Below are 16,935 nucleotides of genomic sequence, written 5' to 3' on the forward strand. Positions count from 1 at the left end.
AATACAAAATGTTCGGAGATTACCATGCGCTACATCACTCCCTTGCACCACCTGCTTGCCTTTCTGCTTGTTCTTTCCATGCACGCCGCAGCTTTTGCCGAGGCCGGAGACGTTACACCGGAAGAGGCCATCCGCCTTATCAACGAGGCCACCCCGCAGAACGAGCTGGTCATACTCGATATACGGACAGCACCCGAATTCATGATGGGACACATACAGAATGCTGTGCACATGAACTTTTACAACAGCGACTTCGAAACGCAGCTCAGCACCCTGCCCCGCGACAAGCGCTACCTGCTTTACTGCCATTCCGGCAGCAGAAGCGAGCGCGCCCTTGCCATGATGCGCAAGATGGGCTTCCACCATGTCTATCATCTGCAATCAGGCATTGTCGGCTGGTACAAAGCCGACCTGCCCCTTGAACACTGATGCCCGGTCAAACGCCCTTTGCTACGATTTTGTAGCGCCCGTGAAAAAGCGGGATTTTCCCGCATCATTATGTTATTATTTCATCGCATTTTCTATACGCCGCTTGCACTGCTGTGCCAAAATCAGTAGGAAGGGCAACATCAATAACATGCAAAGCCGACTCCGGCCTTTTTTAAGGAGTTATATATATGTGTGGCATCATCGGATACACTGGACACAGACCTGCCGTTCCGCTCATTGTTGAAGGCCTGCGCCGTCTGGAATACCGCGGATACGACTCCGCCGGTGTTGCCTTCATCCAGAACAAGCAGCTCACCACCATACGCGCCGAAGGCAAGCTGCTGAATCTGGAAGCCAAGCTCGAAAGCGTGAACACCACCCTTGCCACTTCCGGCATGGGCCACACCCGTTGGGCTACCCACGGCATTCCCGTTGAACGCAACGCGCACCCGCACATGTGTTCCGACGGCTCTCTTGCCATCATCCACAACGGCATCATCGAAAATTACCAGCCCCTGAAGAATGAACTCATCGCCAAGGGCTACACCTTCAAGTCCGAAACCGACACCGAAGTGCTGGCGAACCTCATCGCCGAAGGCCGCAAGCAGACCGGTGCGCTGGACAAGGGTATCAGCTGGGCCCTGCAGCGCGTTGAGGGTGCCTACGCCGTGGTGGTTTACGCCACGGATATGCCCGGCATCATCTACGGCGCACGTCTTTCCAGCCCCTTTGTGATGGGTATCGGCCAGGGCGAGAACTTTGTTGCTTCCGACATCCCCGCCTTCCTGCCCTACACCCGCGACGTAGTCTTCCTTGAAGACGGCGAGATGGTCCGCATCGAAGCCAACGAGTGGCAGGTGCTGAATGTGAAGACCCTTGAGCCCGTGGAAAAGCAGATTCACCACATCCAGTGGGATATCCAGTCCGCCCAGAAGGGCGGGTACAAGCACTTCATGCTCAAGGAAATCTTCGAGCAGCCCCGCGTCATCACCGACTGCATGACCGGCAGGGTGGACTGGCAGCGCAAGGAAGTACTGCTGCCCGAACTGGATGCCATGCCCGTGCCCAAGCGCCTGCACATTGTGGCCTGCGGCACCAGCTACCATGCGGGCATGTGGGGTCAGACCCTCATTGAGAACTGGGCGGGCATTCCCGTGAACGTGGAAATTGCCTCCGAATTCCGCTACCGCGATCCCATTCTGCAGGACGGCGACATGATTCTCGTGATCAGTCAGTCCGGCGAAACCGCCGATACGCTCGCGGGCCTGCGCATTGCCAAGGAACGCGGCATCGAGGTCATCGGCCTGTGTAACGTGGTGGGTTCCTCCATCGCACGCGAATCCGACACCGTCATCTACACGCAGGCAGGACCGGAAATCTCCGTGGCCTCCACCAAGGCCATGTGTTCGCAGATGACCGTGATCACCCTCATGGCGCTCGCATGGGCACGCCGCAACAACACGCTTGCCGACGAAACCCGCCTGAACGCCATCGCGGGACTTTCCAAGCTGGCAGGCCAGCTGGAAATGGAACTGCCCCGCATGCGCACCGAAGCGCAGACCCTTGCCCGCCAGTACTCCACGGCCCGCAGTTTCTTCTTCCTCGGCCGCGGCCAGTGCTATCCGCTGGCGCTGGAAGGCGCGCTGAAGCTGAAGGAAATCTCCTACATTCATGCGGAAGGCTATGCCTCCGGCGAAATGAAACATGGCCCCATCGCGCTGATCGATCCGGAATTCCCCACCTTTGCGCTGGCGCTGAACGACCACCTGTACACCAAGGTCAAATCCAACCTTGAAGAAGTGCAGGCCCGTTCCGGCAAGGTTATCGCCCTTGCCAATCCCGGCCACGACCTCAAGGTCGACCACCCGTGGATTCTGCCCGAAGCATGGGGCCCCCTGAACGCCTTCCTCGCCCTGCCCGCCCTGCAGCTCTTCAGCTACGAGGCTGCCGACTACCTCGGCAAGGACGTGGACCAGCCGCGCAACCTCGCGAAGAGCGTGACGGTGGAGTAAAATCATCCACAATGACTATGTGTTACGTCTAATGTGAGCATAAAGAATAGCTCTTAACAGAAAGCGCTCCCTGCCAACCTTCACCAGAAGGTATAGCAGGGAGCGCTTTTTTATGGCTCGCAGCAGCCTTTCTCGAAAACGATCTGGGACTAACCCTAGAAGGATTCCTCAGAATAGAGTCACCGATGGCCGGGCATTCTGATGCGGAAATAAGTTGGTTAAAATCAGTGGGTATGACTTTCTCACTCTGATGGTGCTTTTAGCCGCACTCACAGCATGTGATTGCGTAAGCCTCCCCTAAAAGAACACAGGTCAAAAATAGAGTCTTTTGGCATAACCATGTCAGGAGACGATCATGAAACAATCACGATTCACCGAGACACAGATTATTACGATCCTCAAAGAGGGCGAAGCTGGTATCAAAGCAAAGTATATTTGCCTTAATCGTGGTATTTCAGACGCGACTTACTACAACTGGAAGGCAAAGCATGGTGGCATGCATTAGTCCGCCCTGAAGCGCATGAGGGATATGGAAGCGGAAACGTATCAGCTTAAGCTGTGGGTTGCTGACATTGCTCTGGAGAACAGAGATCTTAAGGATTTAATTGAAAACAAGCTCAAAGGCCGTTCAACAAACGACAAGCTGCGCTCTTTCTGAACTTTGAACACAACATGCACATACAGCGTGGCTGCCGCTGTGTAGGCCCGTCTAGAACGGCCTACGACTGCATCCCGGCCAGGAATGCCCGAGACAAAGGATTACCAGGAACCAATTACAACTGTGACATGCTACCGCTTTCGCCATACTGCACGAAAGGCTGCAAATGCTGAACGCCCCGGCAACTGATTGAATAGACTTTCTAGTGGGAAAAGGATGGGGGCCAGGAATGGTTTCGCCTTTAAAGGAACTCGTGTAATCAAACTATTCAGTATCAAATAAAAAGCAGGACCTCCAAAAAAACTTAAAGAGTGTGGCTCAAAATATGCTTTAGCAAGCTCCAGTATCTCGTCATGGCGTAGAGCAGACTCTGACTCAGCTTCAAACCACTTGTCCTTCTTGTACCAAATATTCCTAACTGAATTTAAGAAGAACTCTTCATTAGGCTCTACCATAAAAAGATAACCATTAGGTTTTAGCACCCTCGCAATGTTCAAAAAAACAGCATCTAAATTTGAAATGCAGTGATGGAGCCCTCCGACAATAAGGACAGCGTCGTATTCAGCATCGGCAGTAAAGGGATTGGTAAGATCAACCTGATGCGCCTTGCCCCCTGTATTTTGAACGTACGCCTCACATGCTGCTTGAGAAATATCATACCCTGTTGTTGATATTCCGGGGAATAATGTGCGAAGCTCAATGGAGTTATGCCCACTTCCGCAGGCAAAGTCTGCCAGTCTTGCTCCAGAAAGGTCAAAACCCTTGAATAAAGGAGTATAAATAAATTCACGCCGATACTGCAACGAAGAATTGTCATAGTAGTGCTTTTCATATGCATCATGTACTTTTTCATAATGCGCTTTCTGAGGATTCACATTTGGTGAATTCATTGTATTTTCTGCACTTTTGGTAATGATTGATAAATTATATTGCTATGCCTATCGCACACCAGAAGATATAGGCTTCATTCCTATAAACACATTATTCATCCCATACACAAATCGCTCATGGACAATGTCAATAAAAGAATTATCCTCTAATAGTTTTAAAATTTCACCATTATTCATCCCCATCTCTTCATCCTCGTCCACATCTCGATGTTTATCTTCACTGTACCACCAAATTTTGTGCCCTAATGTTCCAAGCGTTCTATTTATCATAGTAACAACCACCCTCCCTCCGGGTCGAAGGACCCTGAAAGCCTCTGCTATAGCCTCATTTCTTTCAGGAATATGATTCAGACATGCAATGAAACATATAGTATCAAAGGAATTGCTTTCAAATGGCAGCGCTTTACAATTAGGAACTATAATACAATTGCCACCCCAGTCAACGACATCAAGACCAATGCTATCATGAACATTAGAAGCTGATCGTTCCGCATACAGCTTGAGCAACATATTGTCTCCAGCACCAATATCTAAAACTCTACCTTTAAGAAGAGGTAATATTTTTGCGAATCGTTCTGCGCGGAGAGATGTAATATGAAACCGCTCACAAATATGATCAGGAAGCATTGCCATTCGCAAAGGGATGGCAATAAAATCAACAAGCTCTTGCAACAGCGTTTTGGGCCTGTTTAACGCCCAAGACGGGACTTTAATTGAATTCATATCGTTCTCCTATACACAAACGTCGTGCTTATGCTTGTTTTTTTGAACTGAGTTTCAATCTTGCGTTGCCAGCGGGACCCTACTCGTCTTCGTCGATGTAAGGATGGCGACTGGCTAGCCCAGTCAATCTGATCTGACTGATCTGGTCCGCGACCAAGCCGAGAGCGACTACGAGCAAGCCGGATAGCATTGCAAACATCCCGGCAACCGGCAGGCCATTATGAAAGTTGTAAGCAATGAACAAACTGTAACAAACTCCAAGCATGAAAATTATCATACCTGTAGGCAAGAAGAAACGCATCGGTGCAAAGAGAAGAACAGAACGGATCAACTGCAAAATAGCTTCGAAGCCGTCTTTCAATCTTACAGTAGAGTTACCCACTCGAGCGTTTGTTTTAACCGGGTGAAACTTCATAGGAAAACCCCGTTCGAGAATGATTAGCGTTGTAACAAGACTCGAACTGAAGCGATTGGGTATAAGTTGCAGGTAATTTGTGATAACTTTCTTTCGGAATATCCGTAATCCGCAATTGAGATCGGTACCGGCTTTAATTTTCAAGCTCTTGCCAATAAGTCTAATTACCCATTTGCCCAAAGCCCTTGTAATTGATGCAGAAGGTGTTGAACGCTGACCGATAACAGCGACTAGATTCTGAGATTGAGCGAGCTCATATATCTGTTGCAAATCTTCCACTCTGTGCTCATTGTCAGCGTCAAACCATGCGACCCATTCCCTGCTTGCCAGCATCATTCCGGTACGTAAAGAAGCACCTTGCCCCTGATTAAAGCTATGCTGTACGTACTGTACATTTGGAAATTCTTTGATAACATCTTTGGTTTGATCTGTTGACCCATCATTTACAACTATGACTTCTGCCCCAGGAACCCCACTGATAAGCGAAGGGATACTTTCTTTTAGGCCATTTTCTTCATTATAGGCCGGAACGATTACTGTAAGATTACAATAGTTCTTAGTCTTCATGCTAAATCCTCAGTATATATTTTCAGCTTCTAGCCAAGTTCCAATAGTAAGCAGGGTCCAAATTGTATATTTACAGTCAATATTTTGTATAAAATGCTCTTTCCAAAGCTGACGGATACCATCAGGATTGAGGTAAGGAGAAAAAATATCAGGATTGGTAAATAAAAAATACCTGCAACGTTCATAAAGGGGGCCAGACAGAAGGAGACTCACAGGGACGCAAAATCCTTTCTTCTTTCCAGAAACAATTTCGTTAGGAAGCCCTGTTTTTGCCAAAGCCTTTCTGAGTATAGATTTGCATTGTCCTCTGGAGGTAAAGAAATTGGAACTATCAATCTTTCCCGCAAGCTCCATGACTCTACGGTCAAGAAAGGGGACGCGGACTTCTAGTCCGTGCGCCATACTTGTTCTATCAACCTTTACAAGCATGTCTCCAGGAAGATAGTAGCGCTGATCTGCCACTAAAGCCTTGTCAATGATATTTCCATCTGTATGTAAAAAAATCTCAGCATATTTTGAGAATGGGTCATTGGAAAGCTCATGCAGCATCATCTTGCCATATATAGATTCGCGCTGTGATGCATGAAGATAATGCCTCCAAACGGCATGCGGAACTCGGTGCGGCAAACCAGAAAGAAATCTAAAAGCTTTTTCAGAATTAGAGATTCTTTTATTCGATGATTTGACTTGTTTTCTAGCAATGCTAGAGATCCTTTTCCAAAAACAAGCTGGAAGCAATTTGGAAAGGTGTGTAGCAATGCGGGTTGCCTGATATGTTGGATAACCGCCAAAAAACTCATCACTACCATCGCCTGATAGGGCGACTTTTATATGACGACTTACTGCGCGGCTTAGGGCAAAGGTTGCAAGCGCACTTGAGTCGGCCAGCTGTCCGTCAACGGCTCGCACGACAGCCTTGAAGTCATCAACAACATCAGCTCCACTCTCTAGCTCCACCCATCGGAGTTCACGTTTTGAAGCCTTTGCGACCTGCTCTGCCAAGCGGGATTCATCGTGATCAGTCCCAGGAAAGCGCACAGAATATAGCGGTATATCACGGTTCTTCGGCGCAACCATTGTAATCAAAGAGGAGTCTACACCTCCGCTTTGCATGATACACACCGGAACATCGCTTGCTAGCTGATCATCAACAACTTTAGAAAAAGTATCCAAAAAAACAGTCTCAAAATTATTAGAATACTCACTTGATACAAGGCGGTTGGGCAGCCAGAATCGTTTCTCGTACACCTTTTCTGCAGAAAAGACAAATAATGTTCCCGGAGAAAGCTGCCTAATGCTTTTAAGCAAAGACCCAAAGGGACTTGTATATCCCAACGCAAGCATATGAGCTAATTCGGTTGATGATATATCCTTGTTAAGCCCAGGATAAGCAAGAATTGCCTTTATTTCGCTTGCAAAAATTATAGTTTCATTGTGCTCTGCAATATATAAAGGCTTTGTCCCTATACCATCTCTTGCTAAAATAAGTTTTTGCTGCACCTCATCCCAAAGGGCTATAGCAAAAATCCCTTCAAATTTATTGAAAGCCTCAAGCCCCCAAACTTCGTAAGCCGCTGGAATTATTTCAGTATCTGACTTACTTTTTCGTACAAACCCCGTTAATCGTTCAAGCTCACGCGCAATATCAGTATCATTATAAATCTCGCCGTTGAAAACAACACACGTTTTAGACTTTTCATGGATAAAAGGTTGATTTCCAGCAGGGGAAAGCTCCCTAATAGACAACCTTCGATGCCCCAGTGCAATACTACCATTGTGCCAAACCGCACCAAAGTCTGGGCCCCGGTGTGAAAGTTGCGCACACATAGACTCGATTACACGAAGGTCGACCCTGTCACCTTTAGTATGCAAAACACCAGCGATACCGCACATTACGCTTTCCTTGGTTTAGTACTTACTATTACCAATTCTATTAAGAATTATGTTATATTAAAACAAGTACACAAGGTTTATAAAACACCAAGATACAACAACACCATAAACGAACACAGATTATCAATAGCCTTACCAACATTTAACATCAGAATGTATACAGATAGACATAATAAACAACATCTTACACTACAGAAGCGCAAGATCGAAGCATATTGATTGAATTAAAACACCACCATAATCCGACACATCTATAAGCAGCACAACAAGGACACTATAAAATAAGACTACATAACTTTAAATTTCAAAATAAAATACGACAGCACAGTCATACCGATTGCACAAATTGTATTTGACAATAAAATCGAAAAGCTTGCAATGTTCACTAACACATCAACTGCTCCACCCATAAAAATAGAACTTACGGCTAGAAACATCACATAACGCCAAAGAGATTGAAGTATTTTTTTATTTTTTGGGAATGTATAAAATCTGTGCATCACATAGTTGAAACATCCGCTAACTATATAAGCCACACATGTCATGATCGGAACTGAAACAGAGAAAAGAGCAGGAATTCCACTAGAAATAGATAAGTATATTATAAATGTAGACAATCCGACTAAAAGATAGCGAACAACGCTTCGATCAAAAAAGTAATCAAATGACTTCATAAACACAACATGGGTAATATTGTTTAATACTGGAAAAGGATTTGCAAAAAGATTAACTACGTCTTTTAATATTGCAACTCCTATGGTTAATTCGAGGACAATCCCCCCCATCAACAGAACACCTGAAAAGCAGAGACCATGCAGCAACTATCAACTCCTGGACAAGAGCGACTCCCTGACGTCTACGTCTGACAGTTCTTTGTTGCAGGCTAACAACCAACCGACGACATCCCAACCACACATCTTCAATGTATGAAAAAAGGAACTGCTCAAGCCAATCATAACGGACGACTTGATTGCGCCACTCCTCGCAGGCGCCCTGCTGGACTACCTTAGTTGAATACGCCCAATGCCCCCCCCGACCCGCAGCCTACGCCAGGGGCTTATTGCCTTTACACTCCAACCCATTGCCAAAACGATTAGGCCCCAGATTTCACCACAACACGACACCCCGTTCAGAACTGCGGATGACTCGTTTTTTTTGCAGACAGGGAGAAGTACGCCTCTATAGCCCACCCCTCACGGCTGAAGCAGTCGATTACATTAAACAACCTGACACAGCGTCAAACTTGCAGCTAGTCGCGCACAAAGTCCATCGGCCACGATCGATTATGGACATCAGGGGTTGGACAAAAGGCTCTGTTATTTTTACCCGCAAAGCGTTTCTTGGACTTGATCCACATGTTGAGTTTTAGTTCGCAGCATATTCGACACACGCCTATGGCTACGCTGTCCCCTGTCATTGCGCAAATCCAAATAGCACAGACCAATACTCCAGCCCGTTGATCGTGCGTCAAACCAACAAGAAAGCACCTGACCAGCCCGTTCTCGGCAAAAAACTTCGCCTCTTGGAGGCAGCACGTCGAACTGATCCTGAAAGCAGAACACTCCTACCGGACACTCAGCCGCTTCTGACTCACGGCTTCCCTAGCTCTCTCCCGCCAGATAGATAGTCTTATCACTTTCTCCGACGGCCTCCCGCAGCAATTCTGCCTATACCTGAGACTCGGCAAACATCTTCTTTAGTTGCCGATACTCCTGCCTCAACGCCTTCATTCGAGCCACAAGCGAAGCATCCATACAGACACACCCGGCCCACCACTTGAAAAACGTGACACAGCTCATGCCATGCTCGAGACAGAGTTTAGAAACACAGGGACACCATCATCGGCCTGCGTTAAGGTGTTCACGACTTAACTGTCGGTACGCGCGAGATCTTCATGCAGGATGTCCTCATCATGACTTGTGAGAAAATTGCACCTTTCAGCAACAACATCATTCGGAGACATCACCGGAACACATGAAATGTGACAGATCAACTACAACAACGCCATCGTCAACAACAGCATATGCAAATTGTTGCGACCTTGCAAATTCAGCTGTAGTTAAAAAATAACGAGCATTTAAATTATCTCTTACATAAAGAAGAAAATCACAATAAGTAGACTCTGTTACGTTATTTAATTTTCTTTCTACTTTCCACCAGTTTATGAATGTTTTTTTGTTGTTAAATCCAGCCCATCCGCCAATTTTATCACCATGAACCACTCCCCTGTGGGTAAGCAGTCGAACATGAAATGACTTCAACTTTAAGTTTGGATCTACAAACAATAAATCATCTTTTGAAGTAGATGACAAAGCCCAATTAATTAATCCCGCATATTTATATCTCCAATCATATTCAGATAAATATGCAACGTTTTTATCGACAAAAAGCGGGTTCACGAGCCTTTTATCCAACTTCCAAGACTTTAATAGCACAGTAGTGAATACAAGAACTGTCACCAATACCAAAAACGTATTGAATGTAACTTTGTACACATTTGCATATCTGAATATCAATACAAAAGCTGAACCCATTAAGAGAATTGGAATCTTTCCGAGTCCCAACATTGCAATAATGATTAAAGAAGCAACAAAGAACAGTGATAACTTTACATGCTGTGAATTCATTTCAGAAAATGAAAGTGCAACCTCTTTAAGCAACAGTCCAATCAACGGAATGCACGGCAACAAAATATAACCAGTGATCTTTGGTGAAATTAAGAAAATAGGAAATCCTATTCTATTAGTAACCAGATAAGAGTTAATTACTTCATTTGTAAAAAATGCGAGAACCGAACAAATGAATGCAAGAAAGAATGAATTTAAAATAAAACAGTCTTCTCTTTGCCAAGGATCTTGACGAGAAATTCGCATTAGAGAATAGACAACAGGCGTACAAAGCAAGACAATAAAAGTCGAAAATTCAAATCGATTCCCAAGCAAGAGGAATAACAAAACAGTTACTAGCGAGTACGAAACTACAAACAGACTTTTTGACTGCCTTCCTTTTCTGATGTGGTAATTAAAATATAAAACAAATACAATAAAAGGCACAGCCAACATTAGCTGCTTATCGCCAGATAAAATATTCGACTTGGATCTTGTTAATGAAATATTGAATGGATAGTCTACAGTAAACCCGTCCGTTCTATATCTTTCTCGGAAACCTTCCATATATTCCGAATACTGTTCGGGGGTGAAATCACCTACTGGAGTTGTGTCCACAAACGCAACCATGTGCGATATTGCAACTAATGGCAATACAGTGTAAATAGCCACCTGTTTCACTGTATACCTTTTGCTGATTATAAGCGGTAAAATAAAGAATATTACTAAAAAACCGACTGCGGTTGGGGGATGAAGCAGGCTGCACAAAGAGACGACCGTGAGCGGAACGGCATACTTTTCCAGCCGCGAGTCTTTTTGAGCACATTTATATAACATAGCGTAACAAAGAAGAATGAGCGGCATTATCGCCGATCGAGACCACCAGGATGATGGAAACCCAACACACATCAATACCGAATCAACAGTTCTGATGTATTGTGTAAAAAACAGTGCGACTATAAATGATATGAAAGGAGCTCTTGTGAAAGTCCCAACCAAGAAGTATGCGGAAAATAAAAAAAGAGCTGTAAATATGAACTGCATTAATGTCACCTGCATCTGCAGTGTGCCAGAAATGTCTCTAAAGAACTGAGCTATCCTTCCGTACACAGGGTACAATGAAAACTTTGCATCTTGTTGATGAGTAAACATTGGATCATTTGACCACAGCGAAGGATCATTACTGTGCTCAAAAAGTGTCATATATATAGTTCGATCGCCAGTCGGCAACTGCTGGTAAAAACTAACATATTCTGCAAGCGCACTTACAAGGGAAATAACAATTATTGCCACACAGACGGCAACGCGTATTTTGATATTTTTTGACATACTATACTACATCAGATGGAAGCTGAATTTAATTATTACGTGTAATATTTTGCAAATTCAATATTCGCGCTGCACTGACCACTACACTTCTCACTTTAATCAGTATAATTAATTCTACATGTTAAATCACATTCTATTTTTACTTAAGAACTCGCTACACACCATTACTTAACAACCTTTCGCCGACCACTTTTAATATCCCTTATTTTTGCAACTTGAAGGGACTTGAAAGTATTTTGATTGATGTCACTATAAGAACAATTTTTCTTTAGGCTGCCTACAGTGAGCGCGAAGGGGATATGGAAACCATGCCTAGCCGATATTTCACACAGGTTATCATGAGAAAATATTAGATTTTCTTAAAACCTCTGCCGTCTGAATAACGCCTATTACATAGTCTAACTAGATTTACAATTGGGGTGTAGCTAGCTGATTTGTTGACATTCTTCAGGCACACAGCATTCTATATATGTGAATAATTATATTAACTATATCGTGCGCTGGAGTTACTCGTCAAGCTTGTTCAGTTGAGTGTAATCCCCCCCTAAAGTCGTAGCCGACGGTCTCCATGCATGATCAGCCTCAAATCGGATACAGCTTCAGGCTTTTCTATGTAATCGACGACTTCAACCGCGAAGGATTGATCATAGAAGCTGATTTTTTCCCTTCCGCATAAAGTGTCATCCGAAGACTTGATCAGGCTATCGAGTGACGAGGAAAGCCAGAGTCGATTCGTTACGACAATGGGCCGGAGTACATCAGCTACGAGGCTGCCGACTACCTCGGCAAGGACGTGGACCAGCCGCGCAACCTCGCGAAGAGCGTGACGGTGGAGTAAAGTTTCAAATTTGGGAGAAGGACATTGCAGGATGCCCCTCCCTGTCCTGACGAGTAACTTTCAAAAATATAAGTTCCCTGCCATCCTTCAACTGAAGACATGACAGGGAACTTTTTTTGCGTACTCTCAAGCCCCCCAAACGACCAATGGGCTGGAACTGGTTTTTTACGCACAACAGCAAACTCCTCACTCTCGTCCCTGGAGACCTGAGCAGGATTAAAACCGCCCCCTCCTCACCGAACCCCAAAAATCATCTCCCTTTCCGCCACATACGCATAAAAGACTTGAATGCCGGAGAGCATCGTGGCAGAAGCCTTGTTACGTCATTCTGATTGAGGGCCATCCCATTGAAGATCAAGCGTTCACGCTGTCTCGTCCTCCTCAAGCTGCCCCAGCGCAAGCTTTCAGGCCGCACACATTCTGTGCGCCGCTTTCTTGCGCCCGGCGAGCAGTCCGGCGAGCCCTATAGTACGCACATTTCCTCCACGCTGCCCGAAGTCTGATCCCCTTTTCTACTGTCTCTGTCTGATCCGACTCCGTAGCGTGGCTTACGGTTGCGGTGCGCGCCCCTGCGCGTTGTAAACTGTCTGCCCCGGCTGTGCCCGGGTAATGGAACTTCGATGGCGAATACGGACTCCATTTTTGAATTGCGTGGTGTCAGCAAATACTTTGAAGACACCTGTGCCCTTTCCGATATCAATCTCAGCATCCGCAACGGTGAATTTCTCACCCTGCTCGGCCCTTCCGGCTGCGGAAAAACCACCATTCTGCGCCTGCTTTCCGGCTTTGAGACCCCTTCTTCAGGCGAAGTGCTCCTGAACGGCAGCGTGGTCAACGATGTGCCGCCTGAAAAGCGCAAGGTGAACACCGTATTCCAGAACTACGCCCTGTTCCCCCACATGACCGTGCGCGACAACGTGGCCTTCGGGCTGAAAATGGCAGGTGTGGACAAAGGCGAAATCGCCCAGCGCGTCCGCGAAGCCCTGACCATGGCCCACATGGACCACCTTGCGGACCGACGCCCCGGCCAGCTTTCCGGCGGCCAGCAACAGCGTGTGGCCATTGCCCGTGCCGTGGTGAACAACCCCCTTGTCCTGCTCCTCGACGAACCCTTCAGCGCGCTGGACTTCAAGCTGCGCAAGGCCATGCAGCTTGAAATCAAGCAACTGCAGCGCAAGCTCGGCATCACCTTTGTTTTCGTCACCCACGATCAGGAAGAGGCCTTTGCCATGTCCGACCGCGTGGTGGTCATGAATGAAGGTCACATCGTTCAGATCGGCAGTCCCAAGGAAATATACGAAGACCCCGCCAGCCTGTATGTCGCCCGTTTTGTGGGAGATATCAACATCCTGGATGCAACCATCCTCTCCTCTTCCGGCAACGGCATGTACGATGCCGAGGTGGAAGGCGTGCCCATGTCCCTGCACAGCAAGCGCACCTTTGCTGACGGACGCGACGTGAAGGTGCTGCTGCGCCCTGAAGACCTGCGCGTGCACCGCGTTGCCGAAGGCATGCTGGACGAGCCTCACCTGCTGGGCCGCATTGCCCAGACCGTATACAAGGGAGCCACCGTGGACCTGCACGTGCAGCTCGACGACGCGCATGGCGGAAGAACTGTCATGGCTTCCGAGTTCTTCAACGAGGACGACGAAGAGATCATCTACGACGCCGGTGAACGTGTTGCAGTGACCTGGGTTGACGGCTGGGAGGTGGTACTGGATGCAGAAGATCACTAGCAGCTTCGCCAGAACAAGCATCATCATCGTGGCCGCATGGCTCAGCCTGTTCGTGCTCGCACCGCAGGCCCTGCTGTTCGTTGCCACGTTTCTGCAGCGCGGACAGCAGGAATTCATCACGTCCACCTTCACGCTGGAAAATTACGCGCGGCTCTTTGATCCGGTATTCCTGTTCATTTTCTGGGAATCCTTCCGTCTTGCGGGCGTTACCACGCTGGTCTGCCTGCTGTTCGGCTATCCCTTCGCATACATTCTGGCCACCAGCCGCAAAACCATACGCCCCTGGCTGCTGCTTCTGGTGATCATCCCCTTCTGGACGAACTCGCTCATCCGCACCTATGCCATGATCATCATCCTGAAGTCCGGCGGGGTGCTCAGCAACCTGCTGCAGTGGGTCGGCTTCATTGATAAGCCCTTGTCGCTGATGTACACCGACTTCGCCATTTTCATCGGCTTTTCCTACACACTTCTGCCGTTCATGATTCTGCCGCTCTATGCCGCCATCGAGAAGCTGGACATGCGCCTGCTGGATGCGTCCAAGGATCTCGGCGCCTCGGCGCTTCAGACCTTCCGGCACGTCACCCTGCCGCTGACCATGCCCGGAATACTTGCTGGCTGCATGCTGGTCTTCCTGCCCGCGCTCGGCATGTTCTATGTACCTGAGATTCTGGGCGGTTCCCGCTTCATGCTGCTGGGCAACTACATTACCAACCAATTCCTTGTGGCCCGCGACTGGCCGCTGGGTGCAGCGGCGAGCACCATTCTCACGGTCACGCTCATTATCATGATCGCCCTGTACCTGCGCAGCGTACGCGCCTCTTCGCGCACCGGCGGAGACGATCTGGAAGATGAACTGCTGAGTTCGGCGGAGGGCGCATGATGAAGCGACTTTCCAACGCCTATCTCTGGCTGGTCTATGCCTTTCTCTATACGCCCATTTTCGTGGTCATGGTGTATTCCTTCAATAATGCACGCTTCGCCACGGACTGGCGCGGCTTTACCTGGAACTGGTACGCCAAGCTCTTTGCCAACACCCAGCTCATGGACGCCGCGCTGAACACGCTCATGGTCGCCACACTGGCAGCCACCTTCGCCTCCGCACTGGGAACGCTGGCCGCACTGGTACTGCACCGCTACCGCTTCCCCGGGCGCAAGGTGCTGCACGGCTCCATCTTCGTACTCACCGTATCGCCGGACATCGTCATGGGCATCGCCATGCTCATGTTCTTCATCGCCGTGAATATCGAGCTGGGCTTTCTCACCCTGCTCATCGCGCACATCACCCTGTGCCTGCCCTTCGTGGCGGTCACGGTGCTGGCGCGGCTCGCCGAGTTTGACGAAAACATCGTGGAGGCCGCCAAGGATCTGGGCGCTACGGAATCAAAGGCCTTCAGGCACATCATCCTGCCGTTGATCATGCCCGCCGTGGCCGCAGGCTGGCTGCTCAGCTTCACCCTTTCCATGGATGACGTGCTTATCAGCTTCTTCGTCACCGGGCCCACCTTCGAGATTCTCCCCCTGAAGATCTATTCCATGGTCAGACTGGGGGTTAAGCCGGATATCAACGCCTTGAGCGCTGTCATGTTCACCCTTACCGTGGTGCTCGTACTTGCCGCCCACGTACTGACCAAAACGAGGAGAAAATGATGAAAAGACTGTGTATGGCCCCCGTGCTGCTCCTTGTGATGCTGCTCACCCTCGCAATCGCTCCTCTGAGCGCGAGCGCCGCAGAAGAAAAGGTACTGAACCTGTTCTGCTGGAGTGAGTATTTCCCGCAGGCCGCGCTGGACATGTTCGAGGAAGAGACGGGCATCAAGGTTGTGTACACCACGTATGAAACCAACGAAGCCATGTTTGCCAAGCTCAAGATGCTTGACGGCAAGGGCTACGACATTGTTGTTCCTTCCACCTATTTCGTCTCCCTGATGCGCGAGCAGGGATTGCTCAGCAAGATCGACCGCAGCAAGCTTTCCAACTTCGGCAACCTTGATCCCAAGGTTCTCGGCGGCCCCTTTGACCCCACCAACGACTACTCCATTCCTTACATGTGGGGCTCCGCAGGCATGATGATCAACACCAAGCATGTTGATCCCGCCTCCATCACCAGCTGGAACGACCTGATGCGCCCCGAATTCAAGGGCAAGGTGCTGCTTTCCAGCGACCTGCGCGACACCATGGGTATCGCCCTCAAGGCTCTTGGGTACTCCGTGAACACCCGCAACGAAGCTGAAATCAAGGCCGCCTACGAATTCCTGAAGGCCTTGAAGCCCTCCGTGCTGGTCTTCAACGTGGAATCCACCAAGCAGGCGTTCATCGGCGAGGAAGTGGTCATCGGCATGAGCTGGAACGGCGACGCCGTTATCGCCATGCAGGAAAACCCCGACCTGAAGTTCGTCTACCCCAAGGAAGGCCTGCCCCTGTGGCTCGACTCCCTCTCCATTCCCGTTGGTGCAGAGCATAAGGAAAACGCCCACGCGTTCATCAACTTTACCCTGCGTCCCGACATCGCCAAGATGATCGTTGAGGAGTTTCTCTATTCCACCCCCAATACGGCGGCATGGAACCTGCTGCCTGACGAACTCAAGAACAATAACGCTGTGTCTCCCACCGACAAGGATCTTGGCACGTCTGAATTCACCAACTCCGTGGGTGATGCCAAGGCCATCTATGAAAAGTATTGGGAAATGCTGAAAACAAACTAGTAAACCGCTACTGTTTACGCTATGTTTGTACGAACCATTAGCTGCGCACTGCAGATATTGTTCGTCAAAAAAGACTTCGGGGCGGTGCCGTGCATCGCCCCTTTTTTATACAACACGCCTAGTTAGGCATAACAGTG

Annotated in this window: 13 protein-coding genes and 2 pseudogenes; 9 read left to right on the forward strand and 6 right to left on the reverse strand. The window is 48.3% G+C overall.

What is annotated here, in order from left to right; genetic code table 11:
- Positions 1-24 precede the first annotated feature (24 nt).
- The 3 genes and pseudogenes from N1030_RS09430 to N1030_RS17710 form a co-directional block, all read left to right on the forward strand.
- Positions 25-429: a rhodanese-like domain-containing protein gene (locus tag N1030_RS09430; RefSeq protein WP_265825221.1), complete on the forward strand. Its 405-nt coding sequence runs from the start codon at positions 25-27 to the stop codon at positions 427-429.
- A 188-nt stretch (positions 430-617) separates the two neighbouring features.
- The gene (gene glmS, locus N1030_RS09435) at positions 618-2,441 is read left to right on the forward strand and encodes a glutamine--fructose-6-phosphate transaminase (isomerizing) (RefSeq protein WP_265825223.1); all 1,824 of its coding nucleotides are present in this window, start codon (positions 618-620) and stop codon (positions 2,439-2,441) included.
- Positions 2,442-2,796: 355 nt separating this feature from the next.
- Positions 2,797-2,940 (forward strand): annotated as a pseudogene (locus N1030_RS17710) (transposase); the annotation flags it as partial.
- A 290-nt stretch (positions 2,941-3,230) separates the two neighbouring features.
- Here the strand turns inward: N1030_RS17710 and N1030_RS09445 are convergent.
- From N1030_RS09445 to N1030_RS09470, 6 genes are all read right to left on the reverse strand, one after another.
- Positions 3,231-3,989: a class I SAM-dependent methyltransferase gene (locus N1030_RS09445; protein WP_265825225.1), complete on the reverse strand. Its 759-nt coding sequence runs from the start codon at positions 3,987-3,989 to the stop codon at positions 3,231-3,233.
- 48 nt (positions 3,990-4,037) lie between these two features.
- Positions 4,038-4,712: a class I SAM-dependent methyltransferase gene (locus N1030_RS09450; protein WP_265825227.1), complete on the reverse strand. Its 675-nt coding sequence runs from the start codon at positions 4,710-4,712 to the stop codon at positions 4,038-4,040.
- Between the two features lie 79 nt (positions 4,713-4,791).
- Positions 4,792-5,694: a glycosyltransferase family 2 protein gene (locus N1030_RS09455; RefSeq protein WP_265825229.1), complete on the reverse strand. Its 903-nt coding sequence runs from the start codon at positions 5,692-5,694 to the stop codon at positions 4,792-4,794.
- A gap of 9 nt (positions 5,695-5,703) precedes the next feature.
- Positions 5,704-7,587 (reverse strand): asparagine synthase (glutamine-hydrolyzing), encoded by a 1,884-nt coding sequence (asnB, locus tag N1030_RS09460; RefSeq protein WP_265825231.1) that lies wholly within the window; start codon positions 7,585-7,587, stop codon positions 5,704-5,706.
- 287 nt (positions 7,588-7,874) lie between these two features.
- A complete protein-coding gene (locus tag N1030_RS09465; protein ID WP_265825233.1) occupies positions 7,875-8,408 on the reverse strand; it encodes a GtrA family protein in 534 nt (177 codons plus the stop codon).
- Between the two features lie 1,128 nt (positions 8,409-9,536).
- A complete protein-coding gene (locus N1030_RS09470; protein WP_265825235.1) occupies positions 9,537-11,522 on the reverse strand; it encodes a hypothetical protein in 1,986 nt (661 codons plus the stop codon).
- A 568-nt stretch (positions 11,523-12,090) separates the two neighbouring features.
- Here N1030_RS09470 and N1030_RS09475 point away from each other — a divergent pair.
- The 6 genes and pseudogenes from N1030_RS09475 to N1030_RS09500 form a co-directional block, all read left to right on the forward strand.
- Positions 12,091-12,231, forward strand: a pseudogene (locus N1030_RS09475) (IS3 family transposase); the annotation flags it as partial.
- A 476-nt stretch (positions 12,232-12,707) separates the two neighbouring features.
- Entirely contained in the window at positions 12,708-12,863 is a 156-nt protein-coding gene (locus tag N1030_RS09480; protein WP_265825237.1) for a hypothetical protein, read from the forward strand.
- 117 nt (positions 12,864-12,980) lie between these two features.
- The gene (gene potA / locus N1030_RS09485; protein WP_265825240.1) at positions 12,981-14,096 is read left to right on the forward strand and encodes a spermidine/putrescine ABC transporter ATP-binding protein PotA; all 1,116 of its coding nucleotides are present in this window, start codon (positions 12,981-12,983) and stop codon (positions 14,094-14,096) included.
- Positions 14,080-14,976, forward strand: a complete 897-nt coding sequence (potB, locus tag N1030_RS09490; RefSeq protein ID WP_265825242.1) for a spermidine/putrescine ABC transporter permease PotB — start codon at positions 14,080-14,082, stop codon at positions 14,974-14,976. The genes potA and potB overlap by 17 nt, the downstream gene beginning before the upstream one ends.
- A complete protein-coding gene (gene potC, locus N1030_RS09495; RefSeq protein ID WP_265829048.1) occupies positions 14,976-15,743 on the forward strand; it encodes a spermidine/putrescine ABC transporter permease PotC in 768 nt (255 codons plus the stop codon). The genes potB and potC overlap by 1 nt, the downstream gene beginning before the upstream one ends.
- Entirely contained in the window at positions 15,743-16,798 is a 1,056-nt protein-coding gene (locus tag N1030_RS09500; RefSeq protein ID WP_265825244.1) for an ABC transporter substrate-binding protein, read from the forward strand. The genes potC and N1030_RS09500 overlap by 1 nt, the downstream gene beginning before the upstream one ends.
- The last annotated feature ends 137 nt before the right edge of the window (positions 16,799-16,935 follow it).

It is taken from the genome of Desulfovibrio mangrovi (assembly GCF_026230175.1).
Lineage (GTDB): Bacteria > Desulfobacterota > Desulfovibrionia > Desulfovibrionales > Desulfovibrionaceae > Halodesulfovibrio > Halodesulfovibrio mangrovi.

Bases quoted from the DNA above. Each gene is read 5' to 3' on its own strand.
- potA (WP_265825240.1), top strand. From the start codon at position 12,981: ATGGCGAATACGGACTCCATTTTTGAATTGCGTGGTGTCAGCAAATAC.
- N1030_RS09470 (WP_265825235.1), bottom strand. From the start codon at position 11,522: ATGTCAAAAAATATCAAAATACGCGTTGCCGTCTGTGTGGCAATAATT.
- N1030_RS09445 (WP_265825225.1), bottom strand. From the start codon at position 3,989: ATGAATTCACCAAATGTGAATCCTCAGAAAGCGCATTATGAAAAAGTA.
- potB (WP_265825242.1), top strand. From the start codon at position 14,080: ATGCAGAAGATCACTAGCAGCTTCGCCAGAACAAGCATCATCATCGTG.
- N1030_RS09455 (WP_265825229.1), bottom strand. From the start codon at position 5,694: ATGAAGACTAAGAACTATTGTAATCTTACAGTAATCGTTCCGGCCTAT.
- N1030_RS09450 (WP_265825227.1), bottom strand. From the start codon at position 4,712: ATGAATTCAATTAAAGTCCCGTCTTGGGCGTTAAACAGGCCCAAAACG.
- glmS (WP_265825223.1), top strand. From the start codon at position 618: ATGTGTGGCATCATCGGATACACTGGACACAGACCTGCCGTTCCGCTC.
- potC (WP_265829048.1), top strand. From the start codon at position 14,976: ATGAAGCGACTTTCCAACGCCTATCTCTGGCTGGTCTATGCCTTTCTC.
- N1030_RS09500 (WP_265825244.1), top strand. From the start codon at position 15,743: ATGAAAAGACTGTGTATGGCCCCCGTGCTGCTCCTTGTGATGCTGCTC.
- asnB (WP_265825231.1), bottom strand. From the start codon at position 7,587: ATGTGCGGTATCGCTGGTGTTTTGCATACTAAAGGTGACAGGGTCGAC.
- N1030_RS09430 (WP_265825221.1), top strand. From the start codon at position 25: ATGCGCTACATCACTCCCTTGCACCACCTGCTTGCCTTTCTGCTTGTT.